The sequence below is a fragment of the Rheinheimera pacifica genome, assembly GCF_024809855.1.
Lineage (GTDB): Bacteria > Pseudomonadota > Gammaproteobacteria > Enterobacterales > Alteromonadaceae > Alishewanella > Alishewanella pacifica_A.
The window spans coordinates 306249-324233 of record NZ_JANUEM010000001.1 but is presented as its reverse complement, the minus strand read 5'-3'; the positions used below and the strand labels follow the sequence as shown (position 1 = coordinate 324233).

Annotated in this window: 13 protein-coding genes; 11 read left to right on the top strand and 2 right to left on the bottom strand. The window is 50.0% G+C overall.

The window, feature by feature from the left end; genetic code table 11:
* Positions 1-11: 11 nt before the first annotated feature.
* Positions 12-2186, bottom strand: coding sequence for a primosomal protein N' (gene priA, locus M2404_RS01485; protein WP_259237805.1), 2175 nt, complete (start codon positions 2184-2186; stop codon positions 12-14).
* A 205-nt stretch (positions 2187-2391) separates the two neighbouring features.
* On the opposite strand from priA, the gene rpmE reads away from it, so the two are divergent.
* Positions 2392-2604: a 50S ribosomal protein L31 gene (gene rpmE / locus M2404_RS01480; RefSeq protein ID WP_027670299.1), complete on the top strand. Its 213-nt coding sequence runs from the start codon at positions 2392-2394 to the stop codon at positions 2602-2604.
* 304 nt (positions 2605-2908) lie between these two features.
* On the top strand, positions 2909-4150 hold the full coding sequence (locus M2404_RS01475; protein WP_259237801.1) for a malic enzyme-like NAD(P)-binding protein: 1242 nt from the start codon (positions 2909-2911) through the stop codon (positions 4148-4150).
* Positions 4151-4210: 60 nt separating this feature from the next.
* Here the strand turns inward: M2404_RS01475 and metJ are convergent, their stop codons facing one another.
* Positions 4211-4546, bottom strand: a complete 336-nt coding sequence (gene metJ / locus M2404_RS01470; RefSeq protein ID WP_008217699.1) for a met regulon transcriptional regulator MetJ — start codon at positions 4544-4546, stop codon at positions 4211-4213.
* Between the two features lie 181 nt (positions 4547-4727).
* Here metJ and metB point away from each other — a divergent pair, with 181 nt between their 5' ends.
* The 9 genes from metB to argH all read left to right on the top strand — a co-directional run bounded on the left by metB (position 4728) and on the right by argH (position 17957).
* Entirely contained in the window at positions 4728-6002 is a 1275-nt protein-coding gene (gene metB, locus M2404_RS01465) for a cystathionine gamma-synthase (protein WP_259237799.1), read from the top strand.
* 6 nt (positions 6003-6008) lie between these two features.
* Complete coding sequence (gene metL / locus M2404_RS01460; protein ID WP_259237797.1) at positions 6009-8408, top strand: bifunctional aspartate kinase/homoserine dehydrogenase II; 2400 nt, start codon at positions 6009-6011, stop codon at positions 8406-8408.
* A gap of 16 nt (positions 8409-8424) precedes the next feature.
* On the top strand, positions 8425-9324 hold the full coding sequence (metF, locus tag M2404_RS01455; RefSeq protein WP_259237795.1) for a methylenetetrahydrofolate reductase: 900 nt from the start codon (positions 8425-8427) through the stop codon (positions 9322-9324).
* Positions 9325-9471: 147 nt separating this feature from the next.
* Positions 9472-12453 (top strand): diguanylate cyclase, encoded by a 2982-nt coding sequence (locus M2404_RS01450; RefSeq protein ID WP_259237794.1) that lies wholly within the window; start codon positions 9472-9474, stop codon positions 12451-12453.
* A 141-nt stretch (positions 12454-12594) separates the two neighbouring features.
* Entirely contained in the window at positions 12595-13635 is a 1041-nt protein-coding gene (argC, locus tag M2404_RS01445; protein WP_259237792.1) for an N-acetyl-gamma-glutamyl-phosphate reductase, read from the top strand.
* Entirely contained in the window at positions 13628-14398 is a 771-nt protein-coding gene (gene argB, locus M2404_RS01440) for an acetylglutamate kinase (protein WP_259237790.1), read from the top strand. The genes argC and argB overlap by 8 nt, the downstream gene beginning before the upstream one ends.
* A gap of 43 nt (positions 14399-14441) precedes the next feature.
* Positions 14442-15356, top strand: coding sequence for an ornithine carbamoyltransferase (locus tag M2404_RS01435; protein WP_259237788.1), 915 nt, complete (start codon positions 14442-14444; stop codon positions 15354-15356).
* A gap of 7 nt (positions 15357-15363) precedes the next feature.
* Positions 15364-16572 (top strand): argininosuccinate synthase, encoded by a 1209-nt coding sequence (locus M2404_RS01430; protein WP_259237786.1) that lies wholly within the window; start codon positions 15364-15366, stop codon positions 16570-16572.
* Between the two features lie 5 nt (positions 16573-16577).
* Complete coding sequence (gene argH / locus M2404_RS01425; protein ID WP_259237784.1) at positions 16578-17957, top strand: argininosuccinate lyase; 1380 nt, start codon at positions 16578-16580, stop codon at positions 17955-17957.
* Positions 17958-17985 lie beyond the last annotated feature (28 nt).

The window sequence follows — 17985 nt, the reverse complement described above, 5'->3', positions numbered from 1 at the left end:
ACAGCGCGGTTTCAGGTAAGATCGGTGGGATCTACATCCAACTGCCATTTTATTTTGCGGCTTAACGGCCAGTTGTGTAGTTGTTGCAGCATGTTATCCAGCGCACCGTGCAGCTGTGGCCGGCCTGCGCTGTAAAGCTGCAATTGCCAGCGGTATTTACCGGCCCGCCGCTCCAGTGGCGCTGGTATGGGCCCCAGTAGTTGTAAACCGGCAAATTGGCGGCTGTAGTCGGCCAACTGCTGTAGCCACTGCTGGCACAAGTCAGATTGATGCGCCTCGGCGCGAAACATCGCCAGATGCCGGTAAGGTGGCAAGTGGGTTTGCTCACGCTCTTTAAGCGCACTGCGGGCAAAAGACGCATAACCGTTGTTAATTATATCCTGCAGTAAAACATGGTCCGGGTAGTGGGTTTGCAGCAGCACTTTACCACCACTATTGCCGCGGCCCGCACGGCCTGCTACCTGAGTAAGTAACTGCGCCAGTTGCTCGGGGGCACGAAAATCACTGCTGTATAGTGCGCCGTCAACATCAACAATAACGACCAGGCTGACATTAGGAAAATGATGGCCCTTGGCCAGCATTTGGGTGCCAACAATCAGCCGGGCACCGCTTTGGTGAATATCGTCCAGCGCCTGATGCAGGGCGCCTTTGCGGCGTGTGCTGTCGCGATCAAGCCGGGTAATTGGTACATCTGTAAACAGCTGCTGCAAGTTTTCTTCTAATTGCTCGGTGCCCTGGCCCAGCGGTTTTAGCTGAGTGCTGCCGCAATTACCGCACTGGCGTGGTACTGCCTTGCTGGCGCCACAATGATGACACACCAGCTGGCGGCTTTGTTTATGGTAGGTAGTAAAAGCGCTGCAACGATGGCATTCAGTTAGCCAGCCACATTCCTGACAGCTTAATGCCGGGGCAAAACCGCGGCGGTTTAAAAACAACATGACCTGCAAGCCCAGGCTCAGCTGCTTTTTAATCTGTGCCAGCGTTTGGCTGGCTAAGCCAAATTGCAATACCTGCTGTTTTAAATCGACCAGTTCAAATACCGGTAGCGCCTGGCCTGCTGCGCGATCCGGCAGTGGTAAATGGATAAAGCGTTTGTTCAGTGCGTTGTGCAGGCTTTCCAGGCTGGGTGTGGCAGAGCCAAGCAAAATAGGGCAGTGCTGCAGCGCCGCGCGTTTAATAGCTAAATCGCGGGCATGATAGCGAAAACCGTCCTGTTGTTTTAATGACTGATCATGCTCTTCATCAATAATAATTAAACCCAGCCGGTAGAAGGGTAAAAACAATGCTGAGCGGGTACCGATAATAATGGCCGCAGCACCGGTGCTGGCCTGCAGCCAGCAATGTAAGCGCTCGCTATCGCTAAGTACTGAGTGCCAGCATAGTATCGGAACATCAAACCGTGCCTGAAACCGCGCCAGTGTTTGCGGCGTTAAGCCAATTTCCGGCACTATTACCAATACCTGCTGTTGTTGGTTAAGCAAGCCGGCAATGCTTTGCAGGTATACTTCGGTTTTCCCCGAGCCGGTAACACCTTCGAGCAATAAGCGTTCAAAGCGGCCGCAAGCCTGATCAACGGCTGTAACCGCCAACGCCTGATTGCTGGTAAGTTTAAGGCCTGTTGCGTGCTTTAGCGGCGCGGTAAAAGGCACCGGCGGCACTATCAGCTCTTCTGCCAGCTGTTTATCCAGTAATTGTTTTAAGGTAGCGCGGCTGTGTTGCTGCAATAGTACTGATTCGGTTAACTGATGGCTTTGCAGCACCTGCCACAACGCACTTTGCTTGGCCGAGCGTTTTAATGCAGTACTACTTAGCTGCTGGCCTGCAGCGGTAAGTTGATAGGCTTTGGGTTGGTAGTCGGTTAAGTTACGCCCTTCGCGCAGCAATGCCGGTAAGGCACTAACTAACACTTCACCCAGCGGGTAATGGTAATATTCTGCCGCAAAACTGAGTAGCTGGCACAATAGTGGTGGTAGCACCGGTGTGGTGTCTAGCAGTTGCAGTACAGGTTTTAGTTTGCTGGCATCAAAGCCATCTTCAGGTGCCAACTGCCATATAATGCCGACTAACTGGCGGTTACCAAAAGGTACAAGTACACGACAGCCAATCTGACAGGGTTGATCAGAGGCGATTAGGTAGTCAAAGTGTTGTCTTAATGGCACCGGCAGAGCCACGCGAACTACAGTCACAACAGGGTCCTGTTAAATAGCAGCCTTCAAGTGTAAGGACAGCCCGGTGAAATGCCAAGTAAAACAAAATTTATTGCAAAGCTGTATAAGCAGTTGCAACTTTTGTGGCTATCTATTAAGCTACGCGCCCTTAATTAACTGTAATTACGTATGGTGTCTGGCAACTAGTTTGACCAGATAGCGATACGGCCTAACGAGGTAACCCATGAAGCCAGGTATTCACCCAGAATATAAAGAGATTACTGCAACTTGTACTTGCGGTAATGCATTCAAAACTAAATCAGCACTGTGCAAAGACATCCACCTGGACGTTTGCTCTGCTTGCCACCCGTTTTATACCGGTAAGCAAAAAGTGTTAGACGTAGGCGGCCGTGTAGATCGCTTCAAAAAACGTTTCTCTGTACTGGGCAACCGTTAATCGGTTTTGCTACAGTAAGACAAAAAAGCACCTGCGGGTGCTTTTTTTGTGCCTGCAATTTGTGCCAGATGAGGAATTTATATTCAATATTGCTAAAAGAAATGTCGTTTGTCTGCCGTAATTGTTATAACAGTTACAGGTTGCGACTAAAGTGGTATAGCCAGACGGGCCATTTTGCGCTGGTACGATCAGACTGATTACGGTTCTCTTACCGCTGGTAGCTCTTTAGAATAAGCCTCCCTCAGACGTAACAGTACAATAATAACTTTACGCTAGGCCCTACAACAAACGGCAGGATAAACAGATGTCAGATTTCAGAGAACAAGCACTGCGTTACCACGCAGAACCCAAACCCGGCAAAATCAGTATTGAGATCAGTAAAGCCGCCGAAACCGTAACAGATTTAGCATTGGCCTACAGCCCTGGCGTAGCAGAACCGGTACGCGAAATAGCAGCAGATATTGATAATGTGTACAAATATACTGCCAAAGGCAATCTGGTGGCGGTGATCAGTAACGGCACGGCCATTTTGGGGCTGGGTAATTTAGGCCCTATGGCCTCGAAGCCGGTAATGGAGGGTAAGGCTCTGTTGTTTAAGCGCTTTGCTAACCTTGATTCGATTGACATTGAAGTAACGCACCGCACCACCGAAGAGTTTATTAATACCGTTGCCAATATTGCCGACACCTTTGGCGGTATAAACCTTGAGGATATCAAAGCGCCGGAGTGCTTTGAAATTGAAAAAGAGCTGATCAAACGCTGCAAAATTCCGGTGTTTCATGATGATCAGCACGGTACTGCTATTGTAACGGCTGCCGGCATGTTAAACGCGCTGGAAATTCAGGGTAAAGACATTAAAAACGCAATTATTGTCTGTATGGGCGCAGGCGCCGCGGCTATTGCCTGTATGGAGCTGCTGATTAAATGCGGTGCCCAGCGTGAGCATATTTACATGCTGGATACCAAAGGTGTTATTCATACCCGCCGTGATGATTTAAATCAATACAAGCTGCTGTTTGCCAACAATACTGATAAACGCACACTGGAAGATGCTTTAAACGGGGCTGATGTGTTTGTCGGGGTTTCTGGCCCGGATGTGTTACCGCCGGAGGCATTAAAGCTGATGGCCGATAAGCCGGTTATTTTTGCCTGCTCTAACCCGGATCCGGAAATTAAACCTGAACTGGCTCATGCTATGCGCGACGATATTATTATGGCCACCGGCCGTTCAGATTATCCGAACCAGGTAAATAACGTGCTGTGTTTTCCGTTTATTTTCCGCGGTGCTTTAGATGTACGCGCCAGTGTTATTAATGACGAAATGAAACTGGCAGCGGTCAATGCTATTCGGGCTATCGCTAAAGAAGCTGTGCCGCACGAAGTATTAGCAGCCGCTAAGGTTAGCCAGCTGAGTTTTGGTAAAAGCTATATTATTCCTAAACCAATGGATCCGCGCCTGTTATCACGGGTTGCTCTGGCAGTGGCGCAAGCGGCAGTGGCATCCGGGGTGGCAAGGTTGCCGTTGCCGGAAAATTACTATAGCTAACCGCAGCAGTTAAGATGGTACAGAAACAAAACACCCGCCAACTGGCGGGTGTTTTGTTTATTATTCTTCGTCGCTGTCAGCTTCAATAATTACCGGAATGGGTTTGCCCATGCTGGTCAGGATCTGACGCACCTCTGCCGGGATCTGGTGCGGGTTGTCTTTACGTAAGTCTTCGTCGGCTGGCAGTGGCTGGCCGGTAAATGCATGCAGAAACGCTTCGCATAATAATTCACTGTTGGTTGCATGTCGCAGGTTGTTTACCTGGCGGCGGGTGCGTTCATCTGTCAGCACTTTTAATACGTTTAGCGGAATAGATACGGTGATTTTTTTTACGAGTTCTGATTTTTTACCGTGTTCCGCGTACGGGTGAATATATTCCCCATTCCACTTAGCCATATGGTTACCTTGTATTAGTCATTATGTTGTATTGCTTTACGCAAGTGGCGAAATTCTATCTTGTTATGCTGCCCAGTCAAATAGTGTACAACAAATAATGATTATAGACGGCTAAATGGTTTGACATCTCTATTTCTATCATTATACTTTTAGACGTCTAAACATCTAAATGAGGTTTCCTATGTCAAAGCGCCACGCCGCGACTATCGCTGCCAGAGCCGGTATTGCCCAGGACTCTGCCCACGCGGCGGTTACACCACCGCTGTATTTAACCTCAACCTATGAATTAAAAGCCTTTAAACAACCCGGCCCTTATGATTACTCACGTTCGAATAACCCAACCCGGGATTTATTAGCAGAAACCCTTGCCGAACTTGAAGGCGGGGTAAAAGCCATTGTTACCAGCACCGGCATGTCGGCCTGCTTGCTGGCGCTGCAACTGCTGACACCGGATGATACGCTGGTGATCCCGCATGACTGCTACGGCGGTAGTTACCGGTTGTTTGTTAATCTGGCACAGCGCAAACGTGCTTTTAAACTGCTGGTAGTAAATTTTCAGCAAGCTGACTGGGCTGAGCAGATCCGGGCTGTGAAGCCGAAAATGATCTGGCTGGAAACACCGTCTAACCCCTTACTGCAAATTACCGATGTGCGCGCCGTATGTGATTTGGCCAAAGCATTACAAGCGCTGGTAGTCGTGGATAACACCTTTTTATCGCCAATCTTGCAGCAACCTCTGGCGCTGGGTGCTGATATTGTTGTGCATTCCACCACTAAATATATTAACGGCCACAGTGATATAGTGGGTGGGGTATTGATCGCAAAATCACAGCAACTGGGTGATGAATTAAAATGGTGGGCCAATTGCCTGGGTATTACCGGCGCGCCGTTTGACAGCTATATGACACTGCGTGGCCTGCGTACACTGGAGCCACGGCTGCGTTTGCAGCAGGACAATACTGCCCGGCTGGTAGATTTTCTGGTAAAACAGCCGTTGGTGGCTAAAGTGTATTACCCCGGGCTGCCGCAGCATCCGGGCCATGCTATTGCCAAAGCCCAGCAACACGGCTTTGGTGCGATGTGCAGTTTTGATTTGGCCGCTGACGAAAGCTTATTGCCGGTGTTTTTCTCTGCACTGCGTTTATTTACCCTGGCCCAGTCACTGGGCGGCATTGAAAGCCTGGTATGCCATCCTGGCAGCATGACGCATGCATCGATGGATGCCGCGGCGCAGAAAACTGCCGGTATAGGCCCAACATTAATTCGTTTGTCGGTAGGTATTGAAAATGCTGATGATTTGCTAGCCGATCTACAGCAGGCTTTTAACGCGGTGGCGCAACATGATCAGCAGAACCATCAGCAACAACTTAACCCGCAGGCTGACAGGTTAAAACAACAGAATGAACAGCAACAGCAGCAGTTCCGGCTTAACCCGGCACTCAGCGCTTTTTGGTAATGCATAATGCAAATTGAAGCAAAACAACAATTCAGCCCGGCAGCCCAGGTGCATAAATTTGGCGGCAGCAGCTTAGCCAGTGCACAGCGATTTGCTGCAGTGGCTGATATTTTACAGCAACAAAACCGCCAACAGGCGCTGTGGGTAGTAGTATCAGCACCGGGTGATACTACCGATGCCTTACTGGCTATTATTGCTGCGGCAGAAAATATAGCCGTGCGGGATACGGCGCTGAATGCCCTGCAAGCTCAACTGACTGTAATAGTGCAGCAAACATTAGCGGCAGAGGCCGCTACGATTGTTACCACGCAGCTACGGCAATGGTTGGCGGCTGTGCCGGATAAACTGGCACAGCAACAGCTAAATGATGTACTGGCAATTGGCGAGCGTTTGTCGGCGTTATTACTGAGTGAACTGCTAAAACAACGCGGACTTAATGCTGTTGCGGTGGATGCGCGTGATTTTTTGCGTTTAAAACAGCACCAGCCAGACTGGACAGCATCAGCAGCATTACTGGCTGAGCAAACGCAGCCAGACTGCATTCATGTTGTTACCGGCTACATAGCCCGTGATGATAACGGCCGCAGCATTACACTGGGGCGTAATGGCAGTGATTATTCCGCCACCTTGCTCGGTGCCTTGGTGCAGGCCGCTGAAGTAACGATCTGGACCGACGTTAAAGCTATATATAGTGCCGACCCACGCAAAGTGGCCAGTGCAGTACCATACAGTCAGGTCAGTTGGCAGCAAGCCTGTCAGTTGGCACAGCTGGGTAACCCGGTATTACATGCCCGTACCTTAGCACCATTGACCGGTACAAATACCGTATTGCAGGTACGCAGCAGCTATGAACCGGCACAAGGTGGTTGTTGCGTAGTGCAGCCAGGCCTTACCGGGCAGGGAGCAGCACAGCAGGGTTTTATTACTGAACTGAATGACGTTACCTTATTAACACTGCATCAGGACACCGCGGTTACTGCGGTCAGGCTGGCGTTAGAATTGCAACAACCGGTTATTGAGTTGTCACAGCAAGGCGACAATCTGTGCTGGTTGCTGCCGATAGCTTGTGCAGAGCAGGCGCTGGCCTGGCTGGCAGAATTAAACATACATGCGGTGTGGGATACGCAGCGTTATTTCGCCGTGGCATGGTTAAAGGCGGATCAGGCACAACAGGCTACAGCGGCTGATCAACTGCTACAGCAGCATGGGGTATTACACCGCTATGAAAACGCCCGGCAACTGATTTGGTTATTGGGTGCGCCGTTGCGTGCAGCAGTGTTACAGCAGTTGCATCAGCAGCTAATTCTGCCAACACCGGTGTTACAGCTGGTGGTAGCCGGTGCCGGCAATGTAGGTGCTGAATTTCTCAGCATGCTGGAAACACAGCAGCAACGTTTTGCCGCTAAGCTGAAGCTGAATCTGGCAGCGGTACTGAATTCGCGCCGTGCAGTGTTGGCAGACACTATAACCGTGGCTGACTGGCAAACCGCACTGGCTGCAGGCGATAGCTGGCATGCAGAGCAGTTAACGGCTTATTTGCAGGCTTTACCTACGCCTAAAGTGCTGGTGGATATTACCCCCAGCAGTGACTTTGCCCGTTTGTACCCTGCATTTATCGCTGCTGGCTGCGATATTATCAGTGCTAATAAGCAGGGCGTAACCTTGCCGGGGGCTGAGTATCAGCAAATTCAGCAGGCGTTGGTGCAGCATCAGCGGCAATGGCTGAGCAACACTACCTGCGGCGCCGGTATACCGGTACAACGCACCTTGCAGGAATTATTAAGTGCCGGTGATCAAATAACAGAAGTCAGCGGTATTTTCTCCGGTACGCTGTCGTGGTTATTGTGCCAGTACGATGGCAGCAAGCCGTTTTCTGATTTTGTACTGGATGCACAGCAGGCTGGCCTGACAGAGCCGGATCCACGCGATGATTTATCCGGCAAAGACGTACAGCGCAAACTACTGGTGCTGGCCCGTGAGCTGGGGGTAACACTGGAGCTGGATGACATTAAATTGCAGCCGTTATTACCAGAGGGGCTGGAGCAAGGCAGTTGGCAGGATTTCTGGGCGCAGCGTGACATACTTGATACAGCGCTTGCGGCAGTGTTTGCTACGGCAAAAGCTCAGGGGAAAGTGTTGCGTTATGTGGCTGTTTTATCTCTGGAGCATGGCAAGGTAAGTGCCAGTGTATCGTTGCAACAGGTTAGTCAGAATCACGCGCTGGCGGCAATAGCACCTTGTGATAACGTCTTTGTGATCCGCTCTGGCTGGTACAATGCTAACCCGCTGGTATTGAAAGGTCCGGGTGCTGGACGGGTAGTTACTGCCGGTGGTTTGCATGCAGATCTGGCTGTGTTGATTAATCAACTTATTGGCAAGGCTGCCACGCCTGCCTTACTGACGTAACAGAAAGAGAGTCGTTATGGCATTTGCAAATGCACAGTATTTAGACGCAATTAACCGCAACCTGCAGGATGTTGAGGGCAAGGTTAATGTCAGTTTTGAGTTTTTCCCACCGAAAACGCCACAGATGGAGCAAACCCTGTGGCAGTCAATTGAACGGCTGGCGCCGCTGGCGCCCTCTTTTGTTTCTGTAACCTATGGTGCTAACTCTGGCGAACGTGACCGTACACACGATATTATTAAGTCGATTAAACAGCGTACCGGCTTAATTGCCGCACCGCATTTAACCTGTGTTGATGCCAGTAAAGAAGCGCTGATTGATATTGCCCGGGATTACTGGCAAAACGGCATCCGGCATATAGTGGCGCTGCGCGGCGATTTACCGCCCGGCAGTGTATCGAAGCCGGATCTGTACGCAGCAGATTTAGTAGCAATACTGCGTTCAGTAGCTGATTTTGATATCTCGGTAGCGGCATACCCTGAAGTGCACCCCGAAGCGCCTAATGCTCAGTTTGACTTGCTTAACTTAAAGCGCAAAGTTGAAGCTGGGGCATCGCGTGCTATTACGCAGTTTTTCTTTGATATTGAGAAATTCTTACGCTACCGCGATCGCTGTGCTGCTATAGGCATTGATGTTGACATTGTGCCGGGTATTTTACCGGTGACTAATTTTCAACAACTGAAAAAATTTGCTGCTCTGACTAACGTAGCAGTGCCGAATTGGATGCATAAAGCCTATGAGGGCTTGGAAAACGACACCACCACCCGTAATCTGGTGGCGGCTAATATTGCTATGGAAATGGTAAAAGTATTAAGCCGCGAAGGTGTGGATCATTTTCATTTTTATACGCTTAACCGTAGCGAACTGAGTTATGCCATTTGCCACTTACTGGGGGTCAGGCCACAAGCTGCGCTATAAACTGCTTTAACCCACCTGTGCCCGTGATAAAACGGGCTGTATTCATTAAAAAACGGACTTTTGTCAGGTTGGCGCCAATTGAAAATTGGGTTAATCTGAATGGTAATATTGCTTTAGCAATTACTTAATGAACAGGGATGAGTAGTAATGTCTGAAGTTCTCAGCTGGCGCTTTGCTGCCAGGCACTCATTATTGTACCAAAGCTGGCTGGTACTGCTGTGCATCAGCCTGAGCCTTTGTGCCAGTGCCAGCCTGGCCCCGTTAAGTAATTATTTCCAGGAAAGCTGGACCACCCGCGACGGCCTGCCGCACAACACCATAAACAGTATCAGTCAAAGTGAAGATGGCTACCTGTGGGTAGCCACCTGGGAAGGTATTGCCCGCTTTAATGGCCGGGAGTTCAGTATTTTTGGCCGGGGGGAGCTTACAGGGTTACCTGACTCCGGTGTTCGGGTATTAAATAAAGATCACGCTGGTAATTTGCTGATTGCCGGATCGCGTGGAGGTTTTAGCCTGCGCTCGCCAAACAGCTGGCGTAGTTGGGCGCCATTTAATGTATTACTGAATGCGGTTGTTCAGGATCAGCACGGGGCTTTTTGGCTGGCCAGTGAAGGGCAGGGGTTATTCCGCCAGGCGGCAGATGGCAGCCGCACACGTTACACTCAGGCTGATGGCTTACCCAGTGATGTGATTCACAGCCTATTGGTTGATAGCAACGGCCTGTTATGGATTGGTTCTGGCCGGGGACTTTCATGGTTGGATACCGCAGCAACACAGCCTGACATTACCGTTATTAAAGAGATGCCCGCCGCACCGGTATTTGTGCTGGCTATATACAAAGAGAACATTCTGGCAGGTACTGAACAGGGATTGTTTAGCTGGTTTAACGGTGAGGCTGTTTTGCTTGACGCAAAATTAGCAGATTTGCCAGTATCTTCATTACTGATAAATGACAATCAACTCTGGATAGGGACTACTGATCGGGGGTTATTGCGATACAGCGAGTTGGGATTAGAGCAGTTAACAATAGCCGGTGGCTTGCCAAATAACCGTATTTTGTCACTGTATTTTGATCGCGAGCAAAGCATTTGGGTTGGCACTAACGGCGGTTTATTCCGTTTACGCGATGCCCCTTTTGTTACTTACACCGCCGAACTTGGCCTGGCCGGAGATTATGTCCGCAGCGTAATGGCACACAGCGATGGTTCAGTCTGGATTGGCAGCAGCCAGGGTGTAAACCGTTTAGCGGGGCAGCAACTGCAAACACTGGATTTATCTGCGGCCAGCCGTGGCCAGTCGGTATTAAGCCTGGCAGAGGCTACCGATGGCTCGGTGTGGATTGGCACCTACACCGACGGTGTGCTGCTATGGCAGGATGGCAAGATTACCCGCCGGTTTGACCGGCAAAATGGTTTATTGGCCAACGAGGTCCGTGCACTGTTACCGGCAAAAGACGGCGGGCTTTGGGTAGGAACTGCGCAGGGACTTAATTATGTAGGTGCTGACGGCATAAAAAACTTTACCACCACAGAGGGGTTGCCAGCTCCATTTATTATGGCTTTGTACCAGCATAGTGACGGCCGGTTGTTTATCGGTACCGGGGCCGGTGTGGCCATTATGCAACCGGATGGCAGTATAACACCGGTTGATTTCAGTAATCTGGACGGTGCTGAATATGCGTTTGGTTTTGCATTCGATATTGACGCGGATGCCATATGGATGACAACCGACCGTGGCCTGGTTCATTACGCTTTGAACAGCGGTGAGCTGAAAATGCTTGGCCGCAATGTTGGTTTGCCTTTTGATAAGCTATTTCAGGTGGTAATCGATAGACAGCAGCACCTGTGGATTAGCAGCAACAGGGGCATACTGCGGCTGGAGCGCGAACATATTGCCGCCGTGCTAAGTGGTAAGCATGATCATCTTGACTATGAGCTATTTGGCGAAGGTGACGGTATGCAAAGTGCACAGGCTAATGGCGGTTCTATGCCTGCGGCCACACTGGCTCAGGATGGTGCAGTGTGGTTTGCTACCTCCAAAGGAGCCAGTATGGTACAACCTCTGGTATTAAAACGCTTTGCGGCAAATATTCCACCGATAGTGATCGAAAGCCTGAAAGTTAATGGTATTGAAAGGCAGTTAACCTCGTCAATTCAGTTAGCTGCCGGGGTTAACCGGCTGGAATTTGCCTTTGCCGGTTTAGGCTTTGTTATGCCGCAGCGTATTCAATATCGTACTAAGTTGCAGGGGTTTGATTCTGACTGGGTGGAGCGTGGCTCACAAAATATAGCCGAATATACCAACCTGCCACCTGGTGAGTACCGCTTTTTAGTCAGTGCAGCTTATCCGCAAGGGGGCTGGAGCGAAGCCGAAGCCAGCTTGAGCTTTACTATTTTTCCTTATATCTGGCAAAGGTTAGGCTTCTGGCTGGCAATAGTGGGTTTGATCACGCTGTTTGGCCTGATAATGCTGCGCTGGCGTCTTAACGCTTTGCGCCGGCGTGAGCAATTATTACGTTGGCAGGTAGCGGAAAAAACCGTTGAATTACAACAGCAGGCAGATCATTTGCAAGCGGTAGATCAAGAGCGTTCTGCATTGTTGGTGCAATTAAAACGTCAGGCCGAAGAGTTTGAGCAACAGGCTCGCAGTGATGCGTTAACCGGGCTGGCAAACCGCCGTGCCTTTGATGAAGCGCTGGCGCGTGAATGTGCACGTTCACGGCGCAATAATTTACCACTTTGTCTGGTGCTGCTGGATATCGATCATTTTAAACAGGTAAATGACAGTTACAGCCATAGCATTGGTGACGAAATTCTTAAGCTGGTAGCTGCAGAAATTAGTAATCACTGCCGTGCAGACGATACCGTAGCACGCTGGGGTGGGGAAGAATTTGCCATATTGCTGCCAAACACCACTGTAAAAGTCGCGCAGGATATTTGTGAACGCATGCGTCAGGCCATTATGCAGATTGACTGTGCTGTTTTTGCCGCAAAACTGCGTATTACGGTAAGTATGGGCATTGCTGAGTTTGCCGGAGAAGCACACTATGATAAGTTGTTGTCTCGTTCTGACAGCGCGCTGTATAAGGCGAAACAAAACGGCCGTAACCGGGTCGATATCGCTGTCTAAGCATGGTTGTTATTAATATTGATTGTATAAAAATTCATAAAAACAGAATAATAATTCTTGAAACTGCATGGCGGTCGTTCTACACTAGCGGCTGTTTCGTGCTATACCTATACGTTATTTATTGTTCGAGAGCCGTATCCGATGTTATCAACTAACAAATCTTCTTCTTTAGTACGTAGCATAGTATTAGGTGCTGCCGGTTACAGCGGTGCTGAGCTGGCAGTGATTTTAGCGCGCAATCCCTATTTTGAACTGTGTGGTGCTTATGCTTCTGCCGGTCGCAGTGCCGAGCCATTTTCTGCTTTATATCCGCGTTACAAACAGCAACTGGACATACTGGTACAGCCGTGGACGGATGATCTGGCTGCTAGTTTAAACGGCAAAATTGATGTGGCTTTTTTAGCTTTGCCGCATGAAGCCAGCGAAGCCGTAACACCGCTATTACTAGCACAAGGCATTGATGTAGTAGATTTATCCGGTGCATTCCGTTTAAAGCAGCCGCAGTTGTATCCGCAGTATTATGGTTATCAGCACCAGCATCCTGAATTGCTGGAAGAAGCAGTGTATTCATTAATGGAATGGCAAAGCACGCCATTACCGCGGTTAATTTCGGTACCAGGCTGCTACCCGACAGCCTGTACTTTAGCGCTGTTGCCACTGCTTAAAGCCGGCTTGGTCGCGGATAACTGCATTCCGGTAATTAATGCTACCAGCGGTGTATCCGGCGCTGGCCGTAAAGCGGCACTTAACACGTCGTTTTGTGAAGTAGGCCTAAATGCCTATGGTTTCTTTAAACACCGCCACCGGCCGGAAATTGAACAAAACTTGGGCCGCAAAGTCGTATTTACGCCGCATCTGGGCAATTTTAAACGCGGTATTTTAGCGACCAGCGTAGTGACATTAAAAGCCGGCGTGACTGCCGGGCAGGTAAACAGTGCATTTAGCAGCGCCTATGCAGGTAAACCTCTGGTTCGTTTAGTGACGCATTCCCCGAATGTTGCTGATGTTGCCGGTACACCGTACTGTGATATTCACTGGCAGCAGGATGGCGAGCAGTTGGTGGTGGTATCGGCTATCGATAACCTGCTAAAAGGTGCGGCGGCTCAGGCTATGCAGGCGGCTAATGTGCGTTTTGGTAAGCCGGAAACGGCTGGCTTATTTACCGGAGTGAGCCATGAGTAATACGCCTCTGGTATTAAAAATGGGCGGCCGCTTATTGCAAGATGATAAAGCCCTGGATGCTTTGCTGGCAGTGTGTTCAGAATTAAAACAGCAGTACCCATTGGTGCTGGTGCATGGCGGTGGTGATCAGGTTGATCAGTGGCTGGCCAAATTCGGTTTCCATACCGAAAAGCTTGATGGTCAGCGTATTTCTCCGGCTGAACAAATGCCGGTAATTGCCGGTGCTTTAGCGGGGGCCGTTAATGCACATATGGTAGCGCGCGCTTCGTTGCAGGGTTTAAACCCTGTCGGGTTAACCTTGTCTGCCGGTAATAGTTGCCGCTTTGAATTAAATACTAAACTGGGTGCTGTCGGTGTGGCTAAACCACAAGACGCCAGCTTATTACAAAATTTACTGTCTGCTGGTTTTACGCCGGTATTCAGTTCGGTTGGTCATGGCGAGCAGGCGCAATTATTAAATGTAAATGCCGATTTGGCTGCTGCGGCTATTTGCCAGCTGGTACAAGGCCAGTTGGTACTGTTAACTGATGTTCCCGGTATTTTAGATGGCGAAGGTAAGCTGATAAATGAGCTTAATAGTAGCCAGGCTACAGAATTAGTAACCCAGGGTATTATTAAAGGCGGCATGAAAGTAAAACTGGATGCCGCTTTAGACACCGCCCAGGCACTGCGACGAAGTATCACTGTCGCGGGCTGGCAACACCCGCAAGATCTGTTAAATCTGATGCGACAGCAAGCAGTAGGCACGCGCATCGTCTGTTAGTCCCTTAAACAAGGATGCCGCACTGGCGGCAGGTCAGCTGAAAATGAGTAAACTGAAACAACTATTGAGTCTGGCTGAATTAAGCCCGGCCATGTTAAACGATTTGCTGAATTTAGCACTGAAGGTAAAGCAGCAACCGGAGAAATACACCCAGGCCCTGGCGGGTAAAAGCATCGCACTGATTTTTGAAAAACCATCACTGCGTACCCGTGTCAGTTTCGATGTGGGTATATATAAGCTCGGCGGCCACAGTGTGTATCTTGATCAGCAAAATGGTGCTATGGGTAAACGCGAAACGGTAGCCGATTTTGGCCGTAACCTGGCATGCTGGACCGATGCGATAGTCGCCAGGGTATTCTCACAGCAGACATTAGAGCAATTGGCACAGGCCAGCCACAAGCCGGTGATAAATGCGCTGAGTGATTTATACCATCCTTGCCAGGCGCTGGCCGATTTACTGGCGTTAAAAGAGCGCTTTGGCGATCTGACCAAAGTACATCTGGCCTATGTTGGCGATGGCAATAATGTGTGCCATTCACTGATGATTGGCGCGGCCTTATCCGGCATGAAAATGACGGTAGTGACACCACAAGGTTTCTCGCCTGATGCCCAGGTATTATTGCGGGTACAAAAAATAGCCGCCGACACTGGCGCTGTGCTGGAGCTAAGCCCGCATTTATCTGCCGCAGCCGGTGCAGACGCTATCTATACTGACACCTGGTTGTCGATGGGTGATAAAGCTGACCCTGAGCAGATCGAACGTGTGTTTAAGCCATACCAGATCAACACCGCCGTGATGCAACGCCTGGCGGTAAAATATTTTATGCACTGTTTACCGGCGCATCGTGAACACGAGGTTACCAGCGAGGTACTCGACAGCGAAGCGTCACTTGTTTTATTGCAGGCGGAAAATCGCATGCACGCCCAGAATGCCGTATTAATCAGTTTATTTGCGTGAGGACACTATGAGTATCAAAAAAGTCGTTTTAGCCTATTCCGGCGGTCTGGACACGTCGGCCATCGTGCCGTGGTTAAAAGACAACTATAACTGCGAAGTTATCGCCTTTGTTGCCAACGTTGGTCAGGGTGATGAAGAGCTGGCCGGTGTTGAGCAAAAAGCTATTAACTCCGGTGCCAGCAGCTGCCATATCGTTGACTTGCGCGAAGAGTTTGTAAAAGAAGTGATTTACCCGACGTTGAAAACCGGCGCCGTGTACGAAGGTCAGTATCTGCTGGGCACTTCGATGGCGCGGCCGGTGATTGCCCGTGCTCAGGTAAAACTGGCACTGGAGCTGGGTGCTGATGCTTTGTGTCATGGCTGTACCGGTAAAGGTAACGATCAGGTACGCTTTGAAGGCGCTTTTGCCGCACTGGCACCACAACTGAAAGTGATTGCTCCGTGGCGTGAGTGGCAGTTTAATTCACGTCAGTCACTGCTGAACTATCTGGCAGAGAAAAAGGTACCAACCACAGCATCTGCCACCAAAATATACAGCCGCGACGCCAACCTTTGGCATATCTCGCATGAAGGCGGCGAATTAGAAAACCCCTGGTGTGAACCATCAGAGCAGGTGTGGATGTGGACCAAGTCACCCGAGCAGGCCCCGGATCATGCTGCCTATGTTGAACTGAGTTTTGCCAACGGCGAACTGACTAAGATTAACGGCCATGATATTGCACCGGTAGCGGCGATTGAATTACTGAATGAAATTGGTTCAGAGCATGGGGTTGGCCGCATTGATATCGTTGAGAATCGCTTGGTTGGCATGAAATCGCGCGGTTGTTATGAAACACCTGGCGGTACCATTTTAATGGCGGCATTAAAGGGCTTGGAAGCGCTGGTATATGACCGCTCATCACTTAAATACCGTGAAGAAGTAGGCCAGGAATTTGCCCAACTGGTATACGATGGCCGCTGGTTTACGCCATTAAAAGATGCACTGCTGGCAGCGGCAACTTCGCTGGCTGAGCAATTAACCGGTGATGTGGTGATTAAGCTATACAAAGGTAATGTTACCGTAGCTAAGCGTCGTTCACCCAACTCGCTGTACTCAGAAGCTTTTGCTACCTTTGAAGGCGATGAAGTGTACAACCAGAAAGATGCGGCCGGTTTTATCCGCTTGTACAGCCTGGCAAGCCGGATCCGGGCATTACATCAGCAACAAAAAGGTTAATTATTATGGCAATGTGGGGCGGACGCTTTCAGGAAGCAACCCTTGCTGAGTTTCGCGATTTTAACGACTCGCTAAGCTTTGATTATCTGCTGGCGCAGCAGGACATTCAGGCCTCACGGGCCTGGGCACAGCAACTGGCACACGCTGGTATTATCAGTAGCGATGAAGCGGCACAGCTCGACGCCGCTCTGGCAGATCTGGCAGTAGCGATCGATGCAGACGCTAAACTGCCGCTACAAACCAGCGAAGAAGACATTCACAGCTGGGTTGAGGCACAGCTAACGGCTAAACTGGGGGCAGTAGCGAAAAAACTGCACACCGGCCGTAGCCGTAATGATTTGGTAGCTACGGATCTGCGCTTGTGGAGCAAACTGAATGCGCAAGGTGTGCGTCAGTCTTTACTGGGATCCATCGCCGCTTTACTGACCTTTGCCGAACGGGCTGGTACTGCGGTAATGCCGGGTTTTACCCATTTGCAGAGGGCACAGCCGGTTTTAGTAGCACACTGGGCATTGGCCTATGTTGAGATGTTTAAACGCGATGTCAGCCGTTTAGATGATGCTTTAACCCGGATGGATGTGTGTCCGCTTGGTTGTGGCGCCTTAGCCGGTACTGGTGTGGCAGTTGACCGCGAACTACTTGCACAGCGGCTGGGCTTTGCCAGTGCTGCATTAAATAGCTTAGATGCGGTATCAGATCGTGATTACGTGGTGGAGTTATCCGCTGCCGCCAGCATTTGCATGACGCACTTATCGCGTTTATCTGAAGACGTAATTTTCTTCTGCTCCGGCGAAGCGGGCTTTTTTAAACTGGGTGATGCGATAAGCTCAGGCTCATCGTTAATGCCACAGAAGAAAAACCCCGACGTGTTTGAGCTGCTGCGCGGTAAAACCGGTCGTGTATTGGGCCACCTGGTCGCCATTTTACATGTGCTTAAAGGCTTACCGCTGGCCTACAACAAAGATATGCAGGAAGACAAACAGGGCTTTTTTGACCTGATGACCACCTGGCAACAATCTTTACTGGTACTGGCCACTGTATTGCCACATTTAAGTGTCAACGAGTCGCAGTGCCGTCAGGCGGCAGAACTGGGCTACAGCAACGCCACCGATTTAGCTGATTACTTAGTCAGCAAAGGTATGCCGTTTCGGGATGCGCATGAGGTAGTAGGAGAGCTGGTTGTACATGCTGCCAAGCAACAACTGGCGCTGGAAGCTTTACCGCTAGGTGAGTTTAAACAATTCAGCGCATTAATCTGCGAAGATGTTTATCCGGCGCTGCAACTGGAAGCTGGTTTGCAAAAACGTGCTGCTCTGGGCGGCACAGCACCGCAGCAGGTACTGGCAGCTTTGGCGCAAGCTAAGCAGTGGTTTGAATCAGCCTGATGATGATTTACTAACGCCAGATAACAGA